General features: G+C 71.6%; 19 protein-coding genes. 10 read left to right on the forward strand and 9 right to left on the reverse strand.

Features of this window, described 5'->3' with window-relative positions:
* Window positions 1-1,479: a trehalose-6-phosphate synthase gene (locus AS97_RS21270; RefSeq protein ID WP_210565462.1), complete on the forward strand. Its 1,479-nt coding sequence runs from the start codon at window positions 1-3 to the stop codon at window positions 1,477-1,479.
* Window positions 1,480-1,483: 4 nt separating this feature from the next.
* On the opposite strand, the gene otsB is transcribed toward AS97_RS21270, so the two are convergent.
* From otsB to AS97_RS21285, 3 genes are all read right to left on the reverse strand, one after another.
* Window positions 1,484-2,350: a trehalose-phosphatase gene (gene otsB, locus AS97_RS21275; protein ID WP_210565463.1), complete on the reverse strand. Its 867-nt coding sequence runs from the start codon at window positions 2,348-2,350 to the stop codon at window positions 1,484-1,486.
* A gap of 203 nt (window positions 2,351-2,553) precedes the next feature.
* Window positions 2,554-2,856, reverse strand: coding sequence for a DUF3263 domain-containing protein (locus AS97_RS21280; protein WP_236669589.1), 303 nt, complete (start codon window positions 2,854-2,856; stop codon window positions 2,554-2,556).
* A 25-nt stretch (window positions 2,857-2,881) separates the two neighbouring features.
* Complete coding sequence (locus AS97_RS21285; protein ID WP_210565464.1) at window positions 2,882-4,165, reverse strand: extracellular solute-binding protein; 1,284 nt, start codon at window positions 4,163-4,165, stop codon at window positions 2,882-2,884.
* 292 nt (window positions 4,166-4,457) lie between these two features.
* Between AS97_RS21285 and AS97_RS21290 the strand changes: the two genes are divergently transcribed.
* The 3 genes from AS97_RS21290 (at window position 4,458) to AS97_RS21300 (ending at window position 7,803) form a co-directional block, all read left to right on the forward strand.
* A complete protein-coding gene (locus AS97_RS21290; protein ID WP_210565465.1) occupies window positions 4,458-5,390 on the forward strand; it encodes an ROK family protein in 933 nt (310 codons plus the stop codon).
* Window positions 5,390-6,574, forward strand: a complete 1,185-nt coding sequence (nagA, locus tag AS97_RS21295; RefSeq protein WP_059142728.1) for an N-acetylglucosamine-6-phosphate deacetylase — start codon at window positions 5,390-5,392, stop codon at window positions 6,572-6,574. Before AS97_RS21290 ends, nagA begins: the two co-directional genes overlap by 1 nt.
* A 266-nt stretch (window positions 6,575-6,840) precedes the next feature.
* The gene (locus AS97_RS21300; RefSeq protein ID WP_210565466.1) at window positions 6,841-7,803 is read left to right on the forward strand and encodes a 1-phosphofructokinase family hexose kinase; all 963 of its coding nucleotides are present in this window, start codon (window positions 6,841-6,843) and stop codon (window positions 7,801-7,803) included.
* 93 nt (window positions 7,804-7,896) lie between these two features.
* Here AS97_RS21300 and AS97_RS21305 read toward each other — a convergent pair whose 3' ends face one another.
* Window positions 7,897-8,883 carry a carbohydrate-binding protein gene (locus AS97_RS21305; RefSeq protein WP_059142730.1) on the reverse strand — a complete coding sequence of 329 codons (987 nt, stop codon included), beginning with the start codon at window positions 8,881-8,883 and terminating at the stop codon, window positions 7,897-7,899.
* A gap of 251 nt (window positions 8,884-9,134) precedes the next feature.
* Window positions 9,135-10,823 carry a diguanylate cyclase CdgB gene (gene cdgB / locus AS97_RS21310; protein WP_210565467.1) on the reverse strand — a complete coding sequence of 563 codons (1,689 nt, stop codon included), beginning with the start codon at window positions 10,821-10,823 and terminating at the stop codon, window positions 9,135-9,137.
* A 346-nt stretch (window positions 10,824-11,169) separates the two neighbouring features.
* Here cdgB and AS97_RS21315 point away from each other — a divergent pair, with 346 nt between their 5' ends.
* Window positions 11,170-11,727, forward strand: a complete 558-nt coding sequence (locus tag AS97_RS21315) for a flavin reductase family protein (RefSeq protein ID WP_079059208.1) — start codon at window positions 11,170-11,172, stop codon at window positions 11,725-11,727.
* An 11-nt stretch (window positions 11,728-11,738) separates the two neighbouring features.
* Here the strand turns inward: AS97_RS21315 and arfB are convergent, their stop codons facing one another.
* Window positions 11,739-12,167 (reverse strand): alternative ribosome rescue aminoacyl-tRNA hydrolase ArfB, encoded by a 429-nt coding sequence (gene arfB, locus AS97_RS21320; protein WP_059142733.1) that lies wholly within the window; start codon window positions 12,165-12,167, stop codon window positions 11,739-11,741.
* Window positions 12,168-12,349: 182 nt separating this feature from the next.
* On the opposite strand from arfB, the gene AS97_RS21325 reads away from it, so the two are divergent.
* Window positions 12,350-12,925 carry a TerD family protein gene (locus tag AS97_RS21325; RefSeq protein WP_059142734.1) on the forward strand — a complete coding sequence of 192 codons (576 nt, stop codon included), beginning with the start codon at window positions 12,350-12,352 and terminating at the stop codon, window positions 12,923-12,925.
* Window positions 12,926-13,041: 116 nt separating this feature from the next.
* Here AS97_RS21325 and AS97_RS21330 read toward each other — a convergent pair whose 3' ends face one another.
* Together AS97_RS21330 and AS97_RS21335 are read right to left on the reverse strand one after the other, a co-directional pair.
* Window positions 13,042-13,632 carry a Uma2 family endonuclease gene (locus tag AS97_RS21330; protein ID WP_185929641.1) on the reverse strand — a complete coding sequence of 197 codons (591 nt, stop codon included), beginning with the start codon at window positions 13,630-13,632 and terminating at the stop codon, window positions 13,042-13,044.
* Window positions 13,633-13,719: 87 nt separating this feature from the next.
* Window positions 13,720-14,301 (reverse strand): TetR family transcriptional regulator, encoded by a 582-nt coding sequence (locus tag AS97_RS21335; RefSeq protein WP_125755242.1) that lies wholly within the window; start codon window positions 14,299-14,301, stop codon window positions 13,720-13,722.
* A 98-nt stretch (window positions 14,302-14,399) separates the two neighbouring features.
* Between AS97_RS21335 and AS97_RS21340 the strand changes: the two genes are divergently transcribed.
* From AS97_RS21340 to AS97_RS21355, 4 genes are all read left to right on the forward strand, one after another.
* Window positions 14,400-15,410 (forward strand): NAD(P)-dependent alcohol dehydrogenase, encoded by a 1,011-nt coding sequence (locus AS97_RS21340; RefSeq protein ID WP_210565468.1) that lies wholly within the window; start codon window positions 14,400-14,402, stop codon window positions 15,408-15,410.
* A gap of 509 nt (window positions 15,411-15,919) precedes the next feature.
* Window positions 15,920-17,539, forward strand: coding sequence for a M4 family metallopeptidase (locus AS97_RS21345; RefSeq protein ID WP_210565469.1), 1,620 nt, complete (start codon window positions 15,920-15,922; stop codon window positions 17,537-17,539).
* 130 nt (window positions 17,540-17,669) lie between these two features.
* On the forward strand, window positions 17,670-18,755 hold the full coding sequence (locus AS97_RS21350; RefSeq protein WP_086706491.1) for an S-(hydroxymethyl)mycothiol dehydrogenase: 1,086 nt from the start codon (window positions 17,670-17,672) through the stop codon (window positions 18,753-18,755).
* On the forward strand, window positions 18,755-19,393 hold the full coding sequence (locus AS97_RS21355) for an MBL fold metallo-hydrolase (protein ID WP_086706490.1): 639 nt from the start codon (window positions 18,755-18,757) through the stop codon (window positions 19,391-19,393). Before AS97_RS21350 ends, AS97_RS21355 begins: the two co-directional genes overlap by 1 nt.
* A 40-nt stretch (window positions 19,394-19,433) precedes the next feature.
* On the opposite strand, the gene AS97_RS21360 is transcribed toward AS97_RS21355, so the two are convergent.
* A complete protein-coding gene (locus AS97_RS21360) occupies window positions 19,434-19,943 on the reverse strand; it encodes a flavin reductase family protein (RefSeq protein ID WP_059142741.1) in 510 nt (169 codons plus the stop codon).
* Window positions 19,944-19,950 lie beyond the last annotated feature (7 nt).

Here is a 19,950-nt window from a genome sequence, read left to right on the forward strand (position 1 = left end):
ATGGCAGTTCCGCGCACCGCTCCGATCCTGGTCGCGTCCAACCGCGGTCCGGTCTCGTACACCCTGGGCGAGGACGGCTCGCTCACCGCCCGGCGCGGCGGTGGCGGGCTGGTCTCCGGCCTCAGCGCCATCGGCCCCGACGCGAACGCGGTGTGGGTGTGCGCGGCGCTCGGGGAGGGTGACCGCGCGGCGGCCCGGCGCGCCGGGGACAGCCATCTGAACCCCGGTGACACCGGCGGCCAGCAGGTGCGGATGCTCGACATCGCACCGGATGTCTTCGCCGCCGCGTACAACGGCATCGCCAATTCGGTGCTGTGGTTCATCCACCATCTGCTCTACCAGACCCCGGTCGAGCCGGTCTTCGACGCGGAGTTCGCCGACCAGTGGGCGGCCTACGAGGCATATAACGCGGCCTTCGCGGACGCGCTCGCCGAGGAGGCGGTGGACGAGGCCGCCGTCCTGGTGCAGGACTACCACCTGGCGCTGGTGCCCGCGATGCTCCGCGAGCGCCGCCCCGATCTGCGGATCGGTCACTTCTCGCACACCCCCTGGGCCCCGCCGGACTACTACCGGCTGCTGCCGGACGAGGTGGCGGCGGGTGTGCTGCGCGGCATCCTCGGCGGCGACCGCGCCGCGTTCCTCACCGAGCGCTGGGCCGGTGCCTTCGCCGACTGCTGCGCGGCCGTGCTGGGCGCGGAGATCGTCCGGGACGGCGACGGCGACGGCGACGGTAATGGCGACGGCGCGGCGACGGCCGTGCGCTTCGAGGGGCGGGAGACCCGGCTGGGCGTCCACGGCCTCGGTGCGGACGCGGACTTCCTGCGGCAGCGGTCGCGGCAGGCGGATGTGGACGAACGGCTGACCAGTCTGCGGGCGCAGATCGGACCGGGCCGGAAGTCGATCGTCCGGGTGGACCGCACCGAGCTGTCCAAGAACATCGTGCGTGGGCTGCTGGCCTACCGGCGGCTGCTGGAGACCCACCCCGAGTGGCGCGAGCGCGTGGTGCACGTGGCCTTCGCCTACCCCTCCCGCCAGGACCTCGCGGTCTACCGCGACTACACCGAGCGGGTGCGGCGGATCGCGGAGGAGATCAACGCCGAGTACGGCACGGAGGGCTGGACCCCGGTCGCCCTGCATGTGAAGGACGACTTCGCACGGTCGCTCGCGGCCTACCGACTGGCGGACGTGGCGCTGGTCAACCCCATCCGGGACGGGATGAACCTGGTGGCCAAGGAGGTCCCGGTGGTCTCCGAGCGGGGATGCGCGCTGGTGCTGTCGCGGGAGGCGGGCGCATACGCCGAGCTGGGCGACGACGCGCTGGTGGTGAACCCGTACGACGTGGAGGCCACGGCCCGGGCGCTGGACGCGGCGCTGCGCATGAGCGACGGCGAGCGCGCGGACCGTACGAAGCGACTCGCCGCCGCCGCGACCGCGCTGCCGCCCCAGGCGTGGTTCCTGGCGCAACTGCGGGCGCTGTAGGGCTCTACGAGGCGTTGGCGCCGCTGACCGCGTCGGCCAGGGACGACAGCAGCTCCACCACCCCCGCCGGGCCGTCGACCACCAGATCGGCCCGCTGGGCGAGTTCGGTCACCTCCGTACTGCCGCTGCACACCAGCACCCCCGGCACCCCCTCCTCGCGCAGCCGCTCCACCGCCCCGAACGCGGCCAGGTCGCCCAGGTCGTCGCCCGCGTAGAGCACGGCTTCCGCGCCCGTGCGCCGGGCGTACTCCGTGAGCGCGACGCCCTTGTCCATGCCCGGCGGCCGCAGCTCAAGCACCAGCCGGCCGGGCTCGACGATCAGCCCGTGGCGCTCGGCCAGGGCGTGCAGCGGCGCGCGCAGCGCTTCGAACGTGGCCTGCGGGTCCTCGGCACGGCGGGTGTGGACGGCGACGGCGCGGCCCTTGTCCTCGATCCAGGTGCCCTGCGCGGCGCCGTACTCCTCGAGGACGGCGGGGAGTTCGGCCTGGACGGCGGCGACGCCGGGGTGTGGTTCGGGTGCCTGGACGGCGCCGCTCGCCGCGTCCCAGCGCTCGGCGCCGTAGAGACCGAGGACGACGAGCCCGTCCAGCCCCTCGGCCCCGGCGAAGCCGCCGTACCGGACGGCGACCTCGGCCGGACGGCCGGTGATCACCGCGACGGAGCGCAGCCGCGGGGCCAGCCGGGAGAGCGCGGGGACGGCGCCGGGGTGGGCGCGGGCCTGGTCGGGGTCGGGGACGATCTCGGCGAGGGTGCCGTCGAAGTCGAGTCCGACAACGGCACGGCCGGGCCGTTCGAGGAGGGCGGCGAGGCCCTCGCGGCCGGCGGCGGTGGTAGGTACGGGGAGGGGGTGACTGCCCCTAGCGCTGCCCATGGCGGTGACCCTACCGGGCCCGGCGGCACCACGGGCTTCCCCCGGGCGTCCCATCGGTGAACGGCTCGGGCGTCCCACCGGCGAACGGCTCGGGCGTCCCACCCGGTGACCAGCCCCGGCGTCCCATCGGTGAACGGCCCCGTCGTCCCACCCGGTGACCGGCCCCGGCGTCCCACCGGTGACCAGCCCGCGGAGGTCCCTCCTCAGCGCCGTTCGCGGCGCTCGTCCCTGACCCGCCGCAGCCGGTTGACGGTCACCGGGTCGTGCTCCAGGGCCCTGGCGTCGTCCAACAGCGCGTTCAGCAGCTGGTAGTAGCGGGTCGGGGAGATGCCCAGCCGCTCCCGTATCGCCCGCTCCTTGGCGCCCGGGCCCGGCCAGCCGCGGCGCTCCACGGCGAGCACGGCCTGGTCGCGGTCGGACAGCCCAGCCTCCGGGCCCTCATCCCGCTCCTGGTCGGCGGGGTCTTCGGCAGGGCCGGGGCCGGGGCCGGGCGTGTCCACTGTCATGCCCCCGCATTCTCCATGGCGTCTGTCATGCCCCCGCATTCTCCATGGCGTCGGCCTCGCGCTGGATCTGGCCCAGCACGCTCGTCGGGTCGCCGCCCTTGGCCACGGTCGAGCCGATCTTCTGCTTGATCAGCTTGCTGACCTCCGCCCAGGAGGTCTTGTCGGCCGGGTAGAACTCGGCGCTCTCCAGCTCGTCGAGGAACCGCCACAGCGGCTTGTACTCACGGTCGCCGAGCATCGTCTGCTCGACGGCGGTGGTCACCGGCAGCAGGTCGTACTCGGTGACGAAGTCCAGCACGTTCTTCTCGGTGTAGACGAAGTCGAGGAACTTCCCGATCTGCGTGCGGTGGCCGTTCCGCTTGAAGGCCATCAGCCAGTCGGCGACGCCCATCGTCGACGGGGACTTGCCCCTGCGGCCGGGCAGGGGCGCGGTGCCGTAGCTGATGCCGTGGCCGGACGCCTGCTGCATCAGGGTCGGGTGGCCGTTGAGCATGCCGACATCGCCCCGGGTGAAGGCGTCGAAGGCGTCCTGCCGGTTGGTGCGGGCCGGGGAGCCGGGGCCGGTGAGGTCCGCGCCGACCAGTTCGTCCCGCAGCCATTCGAAGGTCTCGATGTTCTGGGCGGAGTCGATGGTGTAGCTGCCGTTGGCGTCGGTGTAGCCGCCACCGCCGCTGAGCATCCACATCATGGTCTCGGCCTGGCACTCCTCGGGGCCGAGCGGCAGCGCGTACGGGATCTTCACCCCACTGGCCTTGAGCCGGGCGGCCGCCTCCTTGAGCTCGTCCCAGCTGGTGGGGGCGGAGGATATACCGGCCTGGTCGAAGAGCTTCTTGTTGTAGAAGAGCAGCCGGGCGCTGGCCACGAACGGCACCCCGTACTGCACCCGCCGCACCTCGCCCGCCTGGGCGATCGAGGTGATGAAACCGGCCTGGGTGGGGATGGCGAGCATCTCGTCGGCGCGGTAGAGCTTGCCCTGCGCGGCATAGTCGGCGTATGCGCCGATCTGCGCGATGTCCGGGGCCTGACCGCTCTTGACCATGTCGGCGACGCGCCGGTCCACTTCGGTCCAGCTGTAGACCTTGACCTCGACCTTGATCCCGCCGTTCTTGGCCTCGAAGGCCCGGGCCAGCTTGTTCCAGTACTTCTGGGAGCTGTTGGCGGTGCTGTCGCCGTAGTCGGCCGCGATCACCTTCAACGTGGTGTCACCGTCCGAGCCGGAGCTGCCGCTGCCACAGGCCGTGAGCCCGGGTGCCGTCGTCACCGCCGCGACGCCCGCCGTTGTCAGACCCAAGAACCGTCGCCGCTGCACCGCTGTTTTCCCACCCTATGGCTTGTCTCATCCTCCAGGGTCCTCCCCCGAGGTCGAGCGAGTCTGCCTTGCAAACCTCCACAAGGTCTACACCATGGGCATATCGCTTCGATATCGGCAGTTCACTTGCCCAGGTGAGGGGGTTGTTACACGCCAAAGTGCGATGTGTCACCCACTCACAAACGGAAGGGCAGGTTCATACCAACTCCCTTACCGGCAACGGCGTGATCTCCTGACGAGAAGCGGCGAGTGGACTAGACCTCTCATGGTGGATCGCGCGAGACTGTTCCATGTGAAACACGTCATCGCCCTGGATGTGGGCGGCACCGGTATGAAGGCCGCCCTGATCGGGGCGGACACCACACTCCTCCACGAGGCCCGGAGGCCCACCGAGCGGGAGCGCGGACCCGAGGCGGTCGTCGCCGCGATCCTCGACTTCGCCGCCGAGCTGCGCGAGATCGGCGAGCGGCGGTTCGGCGGGCCCCCGGTGGCCGCGGGGGTCGGCGTACCCGGGGTCCTGGACGAGGACCGCGGGGTGGCCGTCTTCGCCGCCAACCTCGGCTGGAGCGACGTCCCGCTGCGCGCGCTGCTCACCGAGCGGCTGGGCGGGATCCCGGTCGCGCTCGGGCACGACGTCCGGATGGGCGGGCTGGCCGAGGGGCGGATAGGAGCGGGCGAGGGCGCGCGGCGCTTCCTGTTCGTCTCCGTCGGCACCGGCATCGCGGGCGCCATCGGCATCGACGGGCGGATCGACCCCGGAGCGCACGGTTCCTCCGGCGAGATCGGCCATATCGTCGTCCGGCCGGGCGGCCCCGCCTGCGGCTGCGGCCAGTCCGGCTGCCTGGAGACGCTCGCCTCGGCGGCGGCGGTGGGCCGCGCCTGGGCCGGTGCGAGCGGCGATCCGGCGGCCGACGCCGCCGACTGTGCCAAGGCCGTACGGTCCGGCGATCCGAGGGCCGTGGCCGTGTGGGGGGAGATGGTGAGCGCGCTCGCCGACGGCCTGGTGACCGGCCTCACCCTGCTGGACCCCGGTGTGCTGATCGTCGGCGGTGGGCTGGCCGAGGCGGGGGAGACCCTGTTCGCGCCGCTGCTCACCGCGGTCGAGGAGCGGCTCACCTTCCAGCAGCTTCCCCGTATCGTCCCGGCGGCCCTCGGGGACACCGCCGGCTGCCTGGGCGCGGGTCTGCTCGCCTGGGATCGACTCTCCACGGAGGTAACCGCCTGATGGTCCAGCGAACGGTTCTCACAGGCGCCCGGGTGGTCCTGCCGGGAGGCGTGGTCGACAACGGGCGGGTGACGGTCGAGGGCACGCGCATCACCGCGGCGGGACCGTCGGCCGATCCCGCGTCCGGCCAGGGCGAGGAGGCGGTGGAGGCGCTCGACCTGCCGGGCCGCTGGATCGTCCCCGGCTTCGTGGACCTGCATGTGCACGGCGGCGGCGGTGCCTCGTTCTCGGCGGGCACCCCCGAGGAGTCGCTGACCGCCATCCGTACGCACCGGCTGCACGGCACCACCACGATGCTCGCCTCCACCGTCACCGGCGATCTGGACGACCTCGCCCGGCAGGCCGCCGTCCTCTCGGAGCTGGTGGAGCAGGGCGAGTTGGCGGGCATCCACTTCGAGGGGCCGTTCATCTCCCCCCACCGCTGCGGCGCCCACCAGCCATCGCTGCTGCGCGCGCCCGATCCGGCGGACGTGCGCAAGCTGGTGGACGCGGCGCGCGGCACCGCGCGGATGATGACGCTGGCCCCCGAACTGCCGGGCGGGCTGGAGTCCGTACGGCTGCTGGCCGACAGCGGCGTCCTCGCGGCCGTCGGCCACACCGACTCGACGTACGAGGCGGCGCGGGAGGCCGTCGAGGCGGGCGCGACCGTGGCGACCCACCTGTTCAACGCGATGCCGTCGCTGCTGCACCGCGCGCCCGGCCCGATCGCCGCGCTGCTGGAGGACGAGCGGGTCACCATCGAGCTGATCAACGACGGCACCCATCTGCACCCCGCCATGCTGGAGCTGGCCTTCCACCGGGCGGGCGCGGACCGGGTCGCCTTCATCACCGACGCGATGGGCGCGGCGGGCATGAACGACGGGCGCTATCCGCTCGGCCCCATGGAGGTCGAGGTCAAGGACGGCGTCGCGCGGATCAGCGACGGGCCGACGGCCGGCTCCATCGCGGGCTCCACCCTCACCCTGGACCGGGCCTTCCAGCGGGCCGTCACGATCGACGGGCTCAGCGTGGAGCAGACCGTAAGGGCGCTGTCCGCGACCCCCGCCCGGCTGCTGGGCATCGCCGACCGGGTGGGCTCGCTCGAGGTGGGCAAGGACGCGGATCTCGTCGTGCTCGACGACGACTTCCGGCTGCGGGGTGTGATGCGCCGGGGCGATTGGGTGGTCCATCCCGACCTGGGCTGAAGTGCCCCGATTTCAGGGGGCGATGACGGCGTCCAGAACGGCACGGAGGTCTGGGCCGAAGCCACTCGTTTTGGCATGATCGCTCGGGCACGGGCACGGGCACGGCTCAGGTACGGGCACGGGCACGAGTACGGGCTCAGGTACGGCACACGCTCGGGCATGGGCACGGGCGCGGGCCCGGGCACGGGTATGTACGGCTCGGCACACAGTCGCGTTCAGCACAGGAATCTCCGTCCGGCGGGGGGGACGGGAGAGGGGATGCCAGGGTGATCCTCACGGTCACGCTCAACACCGCCCTCGACATCACCTACCGGGTGCCGGAACTGCGTCCACACGCCACCCACCGCGTCACCGAGGTCACCGAACGGCCCGGCGGCAAGGGCCTCAACGTGGCCCGGGTGCTGGCCGCCCTGGGCCACGACACCGTCGTCACCGGCTTCGTCGGCGGGGTCACCGGCGCGGTGCTGCGGCAACTGCTCGGCGGAATCGCCGTACCCGGCACCGACCCCAGGGCACCGCACGGAACGATCACCGACGCACTGGTCCCGATCGCCGGCACCACCCGGCGCACCATCGGCATCGTGGACGCCACCACGGGCGACACCACCCAGCTCAACGAGCCCGGCCCGATCGTCACCACCCCCGAGTGGTCCACCTTCATGGACGCTTACGGCCGGCTGCTGCGCGAGGCGTCGGCGGTCGCGCTGTGCGGCAGCCTGCCCCCCGGGGTCCCGGTCGGGACGTACGCCCAGCTCATCCGGGAGGCGCATGCGGCGGGCGTGCCCACCCTGCTGGACACCAGCGGCGAACCGCTGCGCCGGGGCATCGCCGCCCGCCCCCATCTCGTCAAGCCCAACATCGATGAGCTCGCCGGGCTCACCGGCTCCACCGACCCGCTGCGCGCCGCGCGCGACGCCCGGCGGCGCGGGGCGCGCGCGGTGGCCGCCTCGCTCGGCCCCCACGGCATGCTCGCGGTCACCGCCCACGGCGCCTGGCGCGCCGCCCCGCCACGCCGGCTGGCGGGCAACCCGACCGGGGCCGGGGACGCGGCGGTCGCGGGGCTGCTGTCCGGGCTGGTCGAGGAGGCGCCGTGGCCGGACCGGCTCGCCCGCGCGGTGGCCCTGTCGGCGGCGGCCGTACGGGCCCCGGTGGCGGGCGAGTTCGACCGGGCGGTCTACGACGAGGTGCTGGCGGGCGTCGAGGTGACGGAGCACCCGGCGGCGGCGTGAGGCCGCCGCGAGCACCGCCGCACGTTCACAAGCCCCGCACCCTCTTGGGCCCCAGCACCTCTCCGGGGCCCCGCCCTTGGCGGTCGCCCCTGCCTAGCCCTTGGCCTTGGCCAGCCGCATCTGATCGATGTTGGCGTTGCACTTGTCGCCGTCCTCGCACGACACGGTGATCGTGTTGGTGCCCTTACTGAGCTGGACGATCGACCAGGTCTCCGTCCAGCCCTTCTCGAAGTCACCCTTCGGCGCGCCCGCGAAGTTCTTCATGTTGAGCGGCCGCGTCTCCTTCTTGCCGTTGATCGTCAGCGACATGCTCTGGTCCTCGCCGGGCACGCCGTACGTGACGTACAGCCGGTACGACTTCGCCTTGGCCACGTCCACGGTCCAGGTCGCGGACGCGCCCGGGGCGTTGACGCCGACGTAGGAGCCGCCGTCGGCCTTGGCGCCCTGGATGTCGCTCGCGGGGGCCGCGCCGCCGGTCAGCCGCATCTTGGCGGCGTCCTCGGTGGGCAGGTTCTCGTCCGGGGCCTTGGAGGGCCCGGAGGACTCGCCGGGCCCGACGCTGGAGCCCGCCGTGGGCTGGTTCGTCGAATCGCCCTGGTCGTCCTTCTTGTCGTCACCGTTGGTGATCATGGCGACGCCGATGCCCACGATGACCACCGCGACCACGGCGATCGCACCGATCAGCAGCCCCCTGTTGTTGGGGCCGCGGCCGCCTCCCCCATGGCCGCCGCGCGGGGCGTCCGCACCGGGCTGGCGGGGTGCCCCGCCGGGCAGGGTCTCGGGGGCGGCGTAGTGGGCGTTCTGCCGACCGTAGCCGCCCTGCTGGCCGTACCCCTGCGGCTGCTGGTTCGGGATCTGCTGGCCGTAGTTGCGCTCGCCCACCGCACGGACCTGGTTGTAGGAGGTGCGGGGGACTCCTGGTTGGGCCGGACCTGGGTAGCCGTAGCCACCGGCGCGGGGGGCGGCACCCGGCTGACCCGACTGACCGCCTTGGTCCCCCTGGTCGCCTTCCGAGCGGTACAGGTAGGCGAACGGGTCGTCGTTCTCCGGTGTGCCCGAGCCGTTGTTGCCGGCCGTCATCCCTCGTCACTCCCCTATGCATATGGCCATCGGCGCAGGATCAGAACGCGCCACGACAGCTCATATCAGGGTCGAGAGGGCCTCAACAGGGCGTGTGCTGTCCGGATGGCCAATATTCACGATCGGTTCACTGTCGGCGGCAGGGCCGCATCGGCGCAGCCTACCGCGACCGACCGCTCCCACACCTCATTCGGCCGGTCGGTGCACCCCTCCTACCCCCCGACATATCTCACAACCATCCACCGGCACGGCTACCCGGCCCGGCGGCGCTCCTTGGAGCGGGACCGCTTCTCGATGTACATCCGCTGGTCAGCGGAGTGCAGCACCTCTTCGGCCGACATTCCGCAGCCCGCCCAGCCGATGCCGAAACTGGCACCGACCCGAACGGCCCGGCCGTCGACCCGGATGGGCGGGGTGATCGCATTGCGCAGCCGCACCCCCAGGTCCTGGGCGTCGGCCCGGCCGAGGCCGTCGGCGAGGACGACGAACTCGTCGCCGCCGAGGCGGGCGACCGTGTCCCCCTCCCGCACACCGTTGGTCAGCCGGCGGGCGACCTCGATCAGCACGGCGTCGCCCGCGTGGTGCCCGAAGCGGTCGTTGATGGACTTGAAGCCGTCGAGGTCGCAGAAGAGCACCGCGAGCCCCTTATGGCCGTCGTCGGCGTTGGAGTCCTCGTTGGGCGGGATGGTGTGCACATGGCCGTCGAACGGGACGCTCTCGGCGGGGGGCGGAGTGCCGAAGCACTCGAAGTCGTCGAAGCCGTGCAGATGCCCCGCCGCGTCGACATAGACCCCGCCGGCGCCCGCGCCGCCGAGCGAGGCGGCCTCCTCGTCGTAGCCCCCGCCCGGCCGGGGCGGGGTGGCGCACAGCCGGGCGGCGAGCCGGGCGCGCAGCTCGGCGCTGTTGGGCAGGCCGGTCAGGGAGTCATGGCTGGCGCGGTGGGCGAGCTGCAGCTCATGGCGCTTGCGCTCCTCGATGTCCTCGACATGGGTGAGCAGGAAGCGCGGGCCGTCGGCGGCGTCGGCCACCACCGAGTTGCGCAGCGAGACCCAGACGTACGAACCGTCGCGGCGGGCCAGGCGCAGCTCGGCGCGGCCGCCCTCGGCGGAGGTGCGCAGCAGGGTGCCGATGTCCTCGGGGTGGACGAGGTCGGAGAAGGAGAAGCGGCGCATCGCGGAGGCGGGGCGGCCCAGCAGCCGGCACAGGGCGTCGTTGGTGCGCAGCAGCCGGCCGTGCTGATCGCCGCCCATCTCGGCGATGGCCATACCGCTGGGCGCGTACTCGAACGCCTGCCGGAAGGACTCCTCGCTGGCGCGCAGTGCCTGCTGCTCGCGCTCCAGGCGCAGCAGAGCGCGCTGCATGTTGCCGCGCAGCCGGGCGTTGCCGATCGCGACGGCTGCGTGGAAGGCGTACACCTGGAGGGCCTCGCGGCCCCAGGCGCCGGGGCGGCGGCCGTTGCGCGGTTTGTCGACGGAGATGACGCCGATGAGCTCGCCGCCGGAGGCGCCCGCCGCGTAGAGCGGGGCGAACAGGCGGTCCATGGGGTGCCATTCGTCGGGAAAGCGGGGCGCGGGGCCGGAGGTGTGCCACTGCGGGACATCGTCGTCGTCGAGGACCCAGCCCTCGCTGTACGGGATGAAGCGCAGATCGCCCCAGCGGTCACCCATGGACAGCCGGCGCTCCCAGGAGCAGCGGGAGCCGACCCGGCCGGCCATCAGCGCCTCGGCCCCGGCGCTGCCGCCGACGGCGGCGACGACGAGGTCTCCGTCGGGGCGGACGAGGTTGACGGCCGACAGATCGAACCCGAGCCCGGCGATGACGCCGTCGGCGACGGCCTGAAGCGTGTCGGCGAGGCTGCGGGCGGTGTTCAGATCGGCGACTACCTGATGCAGCTGCCGCAGTGTCGCAAGGCGGATGTACGGCTCCGACTCGGTCTCCATCGATCGCACTCCCCCGAGACCTCGACAGCAAACTCCTGGCGTCTTGTCGTCCGATTGCCACGGCCACTGAATCACAGCGAGCTGTTCACTCGGTACACAGGGTCAACAATTACTGCCTGCTGTGATTCATGTCACAGAACGTATTCACCTCTTTAACCGAGGGGGTGGGAGCGCTCCTAGTTTTTGTGAACGCAAATTCCGGAACGGAGATACCTGGCCATGCGAGGCGGCCGCCCGATTGACCCGAGCGCCTTCCCGCCGGCGCCCGGCCTACGGCCGATGGCCTAAGCCGTCGTGGTCCCCGGGCCCGATGCGGGGAGGGGGCGGGGGCGGTTAGCGTCGAAGGGTGTTCCCGACGACTCCTTCCAGTCCAGCCGAGCCCGCCGTCCCCCATGCTGGTGGGGTGAGTGAGGACGAGTTCCGTGCCGCGCTGTCACGGCTCACCGCCGGCGTGGTGCTGGTGACCGCACATGATCCGGAGGAGGGGCCGCGCGGCGAGGACGTCGGCATGACGGCCACCGCGTTCATGTCAGTGTCACTTGACCCGCCGCTGGTGATGGTGAGCGTTCGCAACGGTTCGCGGATGGATGAGCTGCTGGAGCGACAGCCGCATTGGGCGGTATCGGTCCTGTCGGAAGGTCAGCGGCACATCGCGGGACGATTCGCCATGAAGGGGCGCATCAGCGACAGGTTGCTGTTCGAGGACATGCCCGTGGTGCGGGGCGAGCACACGGACGCCCCGCTCGCGGTGGGCGCGCTGGCGACGCTGGAGTGCCGCACCGAGCAGCGGGTGACGGCCGGGGACCACACGCTGGTGGTGGCACGGGTGCTGGACGCGGCGACGCCGGCCGCGGAGGGCGGACCGCTGACGTACTTCAGGGGGCGCTACCGGAGGCTGGGGTGAGGGCGGCGGTGCTACGTCCAGCCCCGCCCCGTACGCCCTCGCTTGACGTCACCGCGCTGCTTCTTCTCCCGCAGCCGCCGCTCGTTGAGGCCCCGGGGGATCCGGGTGGGGCGGCGCGGCTTGGGCGGTGGCGCGGTCGCCTCCGCGAGCAGCGATGCGAGCCTTACGGCGGCCGTCTCACGGTTGCGCCACTGCGAACGGTGCTCGGAGGCCCGTACGCTCACCACCCCGTCCACCAGCCGGCCGGCCAGCCGCTCCAGCGCGCGCTCCTTCCATACGGGCGGCAGCGCCTCGGTGCGGGCGAGGTCGAAGCGCAGCTCGACCCGGCTGTCGCTGGTGTTGACATGCTGTCCTCCGGGCCCGGAGGACCGCGAGAAACGCCACACCAGCTCGGCCTCCGGCAAGGAGACGGAACCTCGGATGACATAGGGCGCGGGCATGCGTCCATGGTCGCCTGCCGACCCCGGCGACGTCATCCGGTTATCTCGTCACACCGCCGCATCAGGGTTTGGCAAAGAAAGTAAAGGGAGCTGGAACCTGTCGGGCTGTTCGCGGCGTTGTGGAGGGTGACGACGGCTTCGCCCGTCGCCTCGAATCATCGAGACCACGAAAGGGACTCCCCATGGCTGTAAGCCTGTCCAAGGGCGGCAACGTCTCGCTCACCAAGGAGGCACCGGGCCTGACCGCCGTCACGGTCGGCCTCGGCTGGGACGTCCGCACCACCACGGGCACCGACTTCGACCTCGACGCGAGTGCCATCGCGGTGAACGCGAACGGCAAGGTCTACTCCGACCAGCACTTCGTGTTCTTCAACAACAAGTCCACCCCGGACCAGACCATCGTCCACACCGGTGACAACGTCACCGGCCAGGGCGAGGGCGACGACGAGCAGATCAACGTCAACCTGGCCGGTCTGCCGGCCGACGTGGAGAAGATCGTCTTCCCGGTCTCGATCTACGACGCCGAGTCCCGCAGCCAGAACTTCGGCCAGGTGCGGAACGCGTTCATCCGCATCGTCAACCAGGCCGGCGGCACCGAGATCGCCCGCTACGACCTGAGCGAGGACGCCGCGACCGAGACCGCCATGGTCTTCGGCGAGCTGTACCGCAATGGCGCGGAGTGGAAGTTCCGTGCCGTGGGCCAGGGCTACGCCGCCGGTCTCGTGGGCATCGCCCAGGACTTCGGCGTCAACGTCTGAGGTTTCACCGGCGCGGAAACACTGAGGGCCGCCCCACACCAGGGGCGGCCCTCGCCATAACGACGCCCATAAGGCACTCATAAGGCCCTTATGTGGCCCTTATAAGGGGAACGGGGTCAGAACTCGCTGGTGTCCAGGTCGAACCCGAGCGGTTCGGGCAGCGACAGCGGCTGGGAGATGTCGACCTCGACCTTGCGGGTGTACCTCTTCCCGGCGGGCAGGGAATGCAGCACGGCCTGCTTCCGTTCCCGGTCGATCAGCAGATAGAACGGAATGCCCGCCGCCGCGTAGCCTCGCAGCTTGGGCCCCCGGTCATTGTCGGCGGTCGAATGCGAGGTGACCTCGCCGACGAGCATCACCGCGCCGGGGTCGTGGTACTCCAAGGAATCGCCGAAGCTCCCCTTCGGCGCGATGACGAAATCAGGAACGACCTTGCCGGTTGGTGACGCGTCCGGGACGCGAAGTCCGATGCCGGTGTAGCGCCCCAGGTCTTTCCTGTGGTCGCGTACCTGCCCAGTCACTTCCGACACAATCTCTTCGTGCTCACCGTTAGCGGGAGGCACCACGTGGATTTCTCCTTCGATCAGTTCCACGCGCCATCCCTCGGGGGCTGCCGCGCTCAACGCCACGAAGGCTTCCTCTACCGATGAAGCGGTGCTCTCGCCACTGTCCGCGCGCGCCTCGCGCTCGGGGGCCGTCAGTACCACGGTGGACCTCCTTCGTACGGAGCGATGGTTCCAGCGTAGGCGAGCGGTCCCGGGCGGTCCGGCCCGTAGTCACCCTTTCGGAGGACATCAGCCCCGCGCGCCGAAGGCGCCCGAGACCGCCTGGGAGAGGGCCTGCTTGCGGCGGTCGTGGGCCGCGGGCGGGTCGTCCGGGGCGGCTGTGGCGGAGAGGCCGGCGGCGGACCAGGTCAGAGCCATGGCGAGCAGCAGCGCGAGGACGTCCTGAGGGTCCATCGAGTCGGTGACCCGGCCGTCGCGCTGGGCGTCGGCGATCGCCTGGAGTTTGGTGGCGACGGTGGCCGATGACTCGGTCACCAGGTTGCTGGTGGCCACTCCTTCGAGCCTCGCCCAGGCGGCCAGACGGATCAGCTCCGGCCGTGCCACGGCGGTGTCGTACAGCCGCACGGCGTACTGGGGGAGGTCGTCGGCCGTGAACGGCACGGAGTCGACGACGACATCGGCGTGGAGGCGGAAGACGGCGCCGAAGAGGCCGAGCTTGTCTCCGAAGTAGGCGTACAGCTGCGCCTTGTTGATGCCCGCCGCGGCCGCGATGCGGTCGACCCGGGCACCCGCGATGCCATGGGCGGCGAAGTCGGCGGTGGCCGCGTCGAGCAGGCGGCGGCGGGTGGCATCGCTTTTCCGGGGAGACACGGGGCTCAGGTTACCAACTGGTTAGTTGTCAGCGCGGGCACGGCCGCGTAGCCTACGAAAAACCAACCAACTAGTTAGTTAGAGATGAGGTGGGGCGCATGACCGTGCGCGCCTACGCGGTGGAGCGGGCCGGAGGCCCTGTTCAGCGGCTCGAGTACGAGCCGGAGCCCCTGGGACCCCTGGAGGTCGACGTCGCCGTGACGCACTGCGGCGTCTGCCAGACCGACGTCGGCATGGTCGACGACGCGCACGGCTACTCCCGGTTCCCGCTGGTCGCGGGCCATGAGGCGGTCGGCGTGATCGAGGCCGTGGGCGGCGCCGTCGACGGCGGGCGGCTTGCCGTCGGCCGGCGGGTGGGCGTCGGCGCGGTGGCGGGGGCGTGCTTCGCCTGCGAGTGGTGCCTCAGCGGTCGGCAGTATCTGTGCGCGGACAAGGACGACACGGTGCTGCGCGGCCACCGCGGTGCGTTCGCCACCCGGGTGCGGGCGAGCGACTGGCGGTATGTCCAGCCGATCCCCGACTCCCTCGCCTCCGAGCACGCGGCGCCGCTCCTGTGCGCCGGGATCACCGTGTTCTCGGCGATCACGCGGAACGGGGTCCGGCCCACCGACCGGGTCGCCGTGGTGGGGGTGGGCGGTCTGGGCCACCTCGCGATCCAGTTCCTCGCCACGTGGGGCTGCCACGTGACCGCCATCTCCTCGACGGCGGCGAAGGCGGACGACAGCCGCCGGTTCGGCGCCCATGAGTTCGTCGCCGCGGAGGAGGGGCTCGAGCGGGTCTCGGGCTCGTTCGACTTCATCCTCTCGACCGTCTCGGCCGATCTGCCGTGGGACGCGTATCTCGCGGCGCTGCGCCCGCAGGGGACGCTGTGCGTGGTCGGCCTTCCCCACGGGCCGTTCGGCTTCCACCCGTTGAGCCTTCTGCTGGGCGAGAAGCGGCTGGTCGGCGGCCTCGTGGGGTCACCCGCGGAGACCCGGCAGATGCTGGACTTCGCGGCGCGGCACGGCATCCGCCCGGCCGTCGAGACCTTCCCGGTCGCGCGGATGGACGAGGCGCTCGACCATGTCCGCCGCGGACGCGCGCGCTACCGCGCCGTGTTGGAGTTCTGAGCTTCCCCCCGTCGCTCCGCCCAGCGGCGGGCCGGTGCCGGCGCCCGTGGTGAGGGGCGTAACGCGCCGTTCGGGCACACAGATCGTCTTCTCGTCGCGTACGCAGCAACGCCGCCCTCCGGGGCCGCCGAGCGGCCCGCCGCGCTCGCCACCTGGGCCATTGGCCGGTACCGGCCCCCGGAGCGGCCGGAGGCGCCGATCCAACAGGGGCATGACGTAGCGCCATAAGTCGGCATCAAACAACTGTTATTGCCTCATGCCTCGCTGACCGAATTCGCCCCCACTTGAACAACGCCGAGTCAAATTCTTGTTACGCGCCTACCCGAATCGATCGTTCGATGACAATCTCTGGTCGGCCCGCTGCGCGTCCTCTGACTCCGCAGTAGGGCCCTCTCACACCGCAATGTGCACCACTCGCACCACTCCTGCTCGACCGGACGGCCCACCCATAGCCGTCCGTACCCCCTACACAGGGCCGCGACCCGGCGGCCCCAAGGCAAGGAGACCGAGTGAGACCCATCGCTTCCTCCCCCCGTAAGAAGACCGTCCGCGTGGCGGCGCTCGTCGCCTCCGCCGCCATGGTCGTCATCGGTGTGCAGTCCGGCCAGGCCAGCGCCCAGCCGGAGCGCTCCCGCGAGGCGGGCGCCACGGCGCTTCCGCTGACCGCCCCCGAGCGCGCCACCGCGATCAAGGCGGCCCAGGCCGACGCCTCCGCGCAGGCCGAGTCCCTCGGACTCGGGGCCAAGGAGAAGCTCCTCGTCCGCGACGTCATCAAGGACGCGGACGGAACCGTTCACACCCGCTACGAGCGCACCTACGCGGGGCTGCCGGTCCTCGGTGGCGACCTGGTCGTCCACGAGAAGGCCGGCGGCGCGCGCTCCGTCAACAGGGCCACCGGCGCGCGGATAGCCGTCAAGAGCACCGACGCCGCCGTGACTCCCGGGGCCGCCTCCGGCACCGCCCTGAAGGCCGCGCCGAAGGCGACCACCGGCGAGAAGGCCAAGTCGCCGCGGAAGGTGGTCTGGGCGGCCACCGGCAAGCCCGTCCTGGCCTGGGAGACCGTCGTCACCGGGACGCAGGCCGACGGCACCCCGAGCGAGCTGCACGTCGTCACCGACGCCACCACGGGCGCGAAGCTGTCCCAGTGGGAGGGCGTCGAGACCGGCACCGGCACCAGCAAGTACAGCGGCACGGTGCCCCTGGGCACCACCAAGAGCGGCTCCACCTACAGCCTCACGGACTCCGCCCGAGGCAACCACAAGACCTATGACCTGAACCAGGGCAGCTCGGGAACCGGCACCCTGTTCACTGACGCGGACGACGTATGGGGCGGCGGGCGCCAGACCGCCGGCGTCGACGCGCATTACGGCGCGGCCGAGACCTGGGACTTCTACAAGGAGTTCCTGGGCCGCAACGGCATCAAGAACAACGGCGTGGGCTCGTACTCCCGCGTCCACTACGGCAACAACTACGTGAACGCCTTCTGGCAGGACTCCTGCTTCTGCATGACCTATGGCGACGGCTCGGGCAACGCCAACGCGCTGACCGCGATGGACGTGGCCGGGCACGAGATGAGCCACGGTGTGACCGCGGCCACCGCGAACCTCAACTACAGCGGTGAGCCCGGCGGTCTCAACGAGGCCACCTCCGACATCATGGCCACCGCGGTGGAGTTCTACTCGGGCAACTCCGCGGACGTCGGTGACTACCTCATCGGCGAGAAGATCAACATCAATGGCGACGGCACCCCGCTGCGCTACCAGGACAAGCCCAGCAAGGACGGGGCGTCCAGGGACTACTGGTCCTCGACCCTCGGCAACATCGACGTCCACTACTCCTCCGGTCCCGCCAACCACTTCTTCTACCTGCTGTCCGAGGGCAGCGGCGCGAAGGTCGTCAACGGCGTGAGCTACAACAGCCCGACCTACGACGGCTCGACCGTCACCGGGATCGGCCGGGACAAGGCCATCAAGATCTGGTACCGGGCCCTGACCACGTACTGGACCTCGACGACCAAGTACGCGGGCGCCCGCACCGGCACCCTCAGTGCCGCGTCCGACCTCTACGGCGCCAACTCCACCGAGTACAAGGCGGTCGCCGCCGCCTGGACCGCGATCAACGTGAAGTAAGCGGTCCGCCCAAGCGGTGACGGGCCGCACCGGGGAACACCGGTGCGGCCCGTTCCGGGCGTGCCCCGTCATCCCTGTCGTAGCCGCTGGTCGCCTGTCGTAGCCGGTGATCGCCACTTACGCTGCTGTCATGACTCAACAGGTACGCGGCGTGGTAGCCCCCGGCAAGGGCGAGAAGGTCAGGATCGAGACGATCGTGGTGCCGGACGCCGGCCCCGGCGAAGCGGTGGTGAAGGTCCAGGCGTGCGGCGTCTGCCACACCGATCTGCACTACCGGGAGGGCGGGATCAACGATGAGTTCCCCTTCCTGCTCGGCCATGAGGCGGCGGGCATCGTGGAGTCCGTGGGCGAGGGCGTCACGGAGGTGGCCCCCGGCGACTTCGTGATCCTCAACTGGCGGGCCGTCTGTCACGAGTGCCGGGCCTGCCGCCGCGGCCGCCCCTGGTACTGCTTCAACACCCACAACGCGAAGCAGCCCATGACGCTGACCGACGGCACCGCGCTGACCCCGGCGCTCGGCATCGGCGCCTTCGCCGAGAAGACGCTGGTGGCCGCCGGGCAGTGCACCAAGGTCGACCCCTCGGCCTCGCCCGCCGCCGCCGGGCTGCTCGGCTGCGGCGTGATGGCCGGCATCGGCGCCGCGCTCAACACCGGCAATGTCCAGCGCGGTGACTCGGTCGCCGTGATCGGCTGCGGCGGTGTCGGCGCCGCCTCGGTCGCCGGGGCGCGGCTGGCCGGGGCCGCGAAGATCATCGCGGTGGATCTGGACGAGCGGAAGCTGGAGTGGGCCCGTTCGCTGGGCGCCACCCACACCCTCCACGCGGGCAGTGCCGATGTCGTCGAGGCCATCCGGGAGCTGACCGACGGCAACGGCGCCGACGTCGTCATCGAGGCGGTGGGCCGCCCCGAGACGTACCGGCAGGCGTTCTACGCCCGCGATCTGGCCGGCACGGTCGTCCTGGTCGGCGTCCCCACCCCCGAGATGAAGCTGGAGCTGCCGCTCCTGGACGTCTTCGGGCGCGGCGGGGCGCTCAAGTCCTCCTGGTACGGGGACTGTCTGCCGTCCCGCGACTTCCCCCTGCTGATCGACCTCTACCAGCAGGGCCGCCTCGACCTGGACGCGTTCGTCAGCGAGACGATCGGGCTGGAGGACATCGAGGAGGCGTTCGCCAAGATGCACCGCGGAGAGGTGCTCCGCTCGGTGGTGATGTTCTGATGACCCCTCCGCCCGTACGCGTCGACCACCTCGTCACCTCCGGCACCTTCTCGCTGGACGGCGGCACCTGGGAGGTGGACAACAACGTGTGGCTGATCGGCGACGACCACGAGGTGTACGTGATCGACGCCGCGCATGACGCCGACGCCATCGCGGACGCCATCGGCGACCGCCGGCTGCTCGGCATCATCTGCACCCACGGCCACGACGACCACATCGACGCGGCCCCGGCCCTCGCCGAGCGCACCGGCGCGCCGATCCTGCTGCACCCGGAGGACGAGGTGCTGTGGCGGATGCGCCACCCGGACCGCGCCCCGGACAAGCCGCTGGCCGACGGCGACGTCCTCACCGTCGCGGGGACCGAGCTGCGGGTGCTGCACACCCCCGGCCACTCCCCCGGTGCGGTCTGTCTGCACGCCCCGGCGCTGACCACGGTCTTCTCCGGGGACACCCTCTTCCAGGGCGGCCCCGGCGCGACCGGGCGCTCCTACTCGTCCTTCCCGACGATCGTCGAGTCGATCCGGGAGCGGCTGCTGACGCTGCCCCCGGAGACGCTGGTCCGCACCGGCCACGGCGACTCCACGGCCATCGGGGACGAGGCCCCGCACCTGGACGAGTGGATCGCGCGGGGGCACTGAGCCCCCGCGGCCGGTCCGTCCCCGGCCCCCGGGGCCGCGCTCACCAGACCGCGGCTCCGGGGGCCGTCTCGGCCACCGACACCGGGCGCTGGAAGGACCGGTCGTAGTAGACCAGCGGGGCGTCCTCGCCGACGTGGGCCGCCACGACCCGGCCGATGAGGACGGAGTGGTCGCCGCCGTCCACCACGCGGTGCAGTGCACAGGCGACCCGGGCGACCGCCTCCGGTATGCCCGGCAGCCCCAGCTCCATCGGCAGGGTGTCCCCCGCCGCGAACCGGTCCACACCGGAGGCGGCGAAGCGCCTCGCGATGTCCGCCTGCCCCTCCGCCAGGATGTTGATCATGAAACTTCCGGCGGCGGTGAACGCCTCATGGGTGCTCGCGGACTTGCCCAGGCAGATCAGCACCAGGGGCGGGGCCAGGGACAGCGAGCTGAACGAGCTGCCCGTGAACCCCCATCTGCGCCCGGACGCGTCGACCGTCGTGGCCACCGTCACGGGGGCCGGCACCCGGGCCATGGTCCGGGTGAACTCCTCAGAGGTGATGGTCATCGACGCT

Source organism: Streptomyces sp. AgN23 (assembly GCF_001598115.1).
Taxonomy (GTDB): domain Bacteria; phylum Actinomycetota; class Actinomycetes; order Streptomycetales; family Streptomycetaceae; genus Streptomyces; species Streptomyces antimycoticus.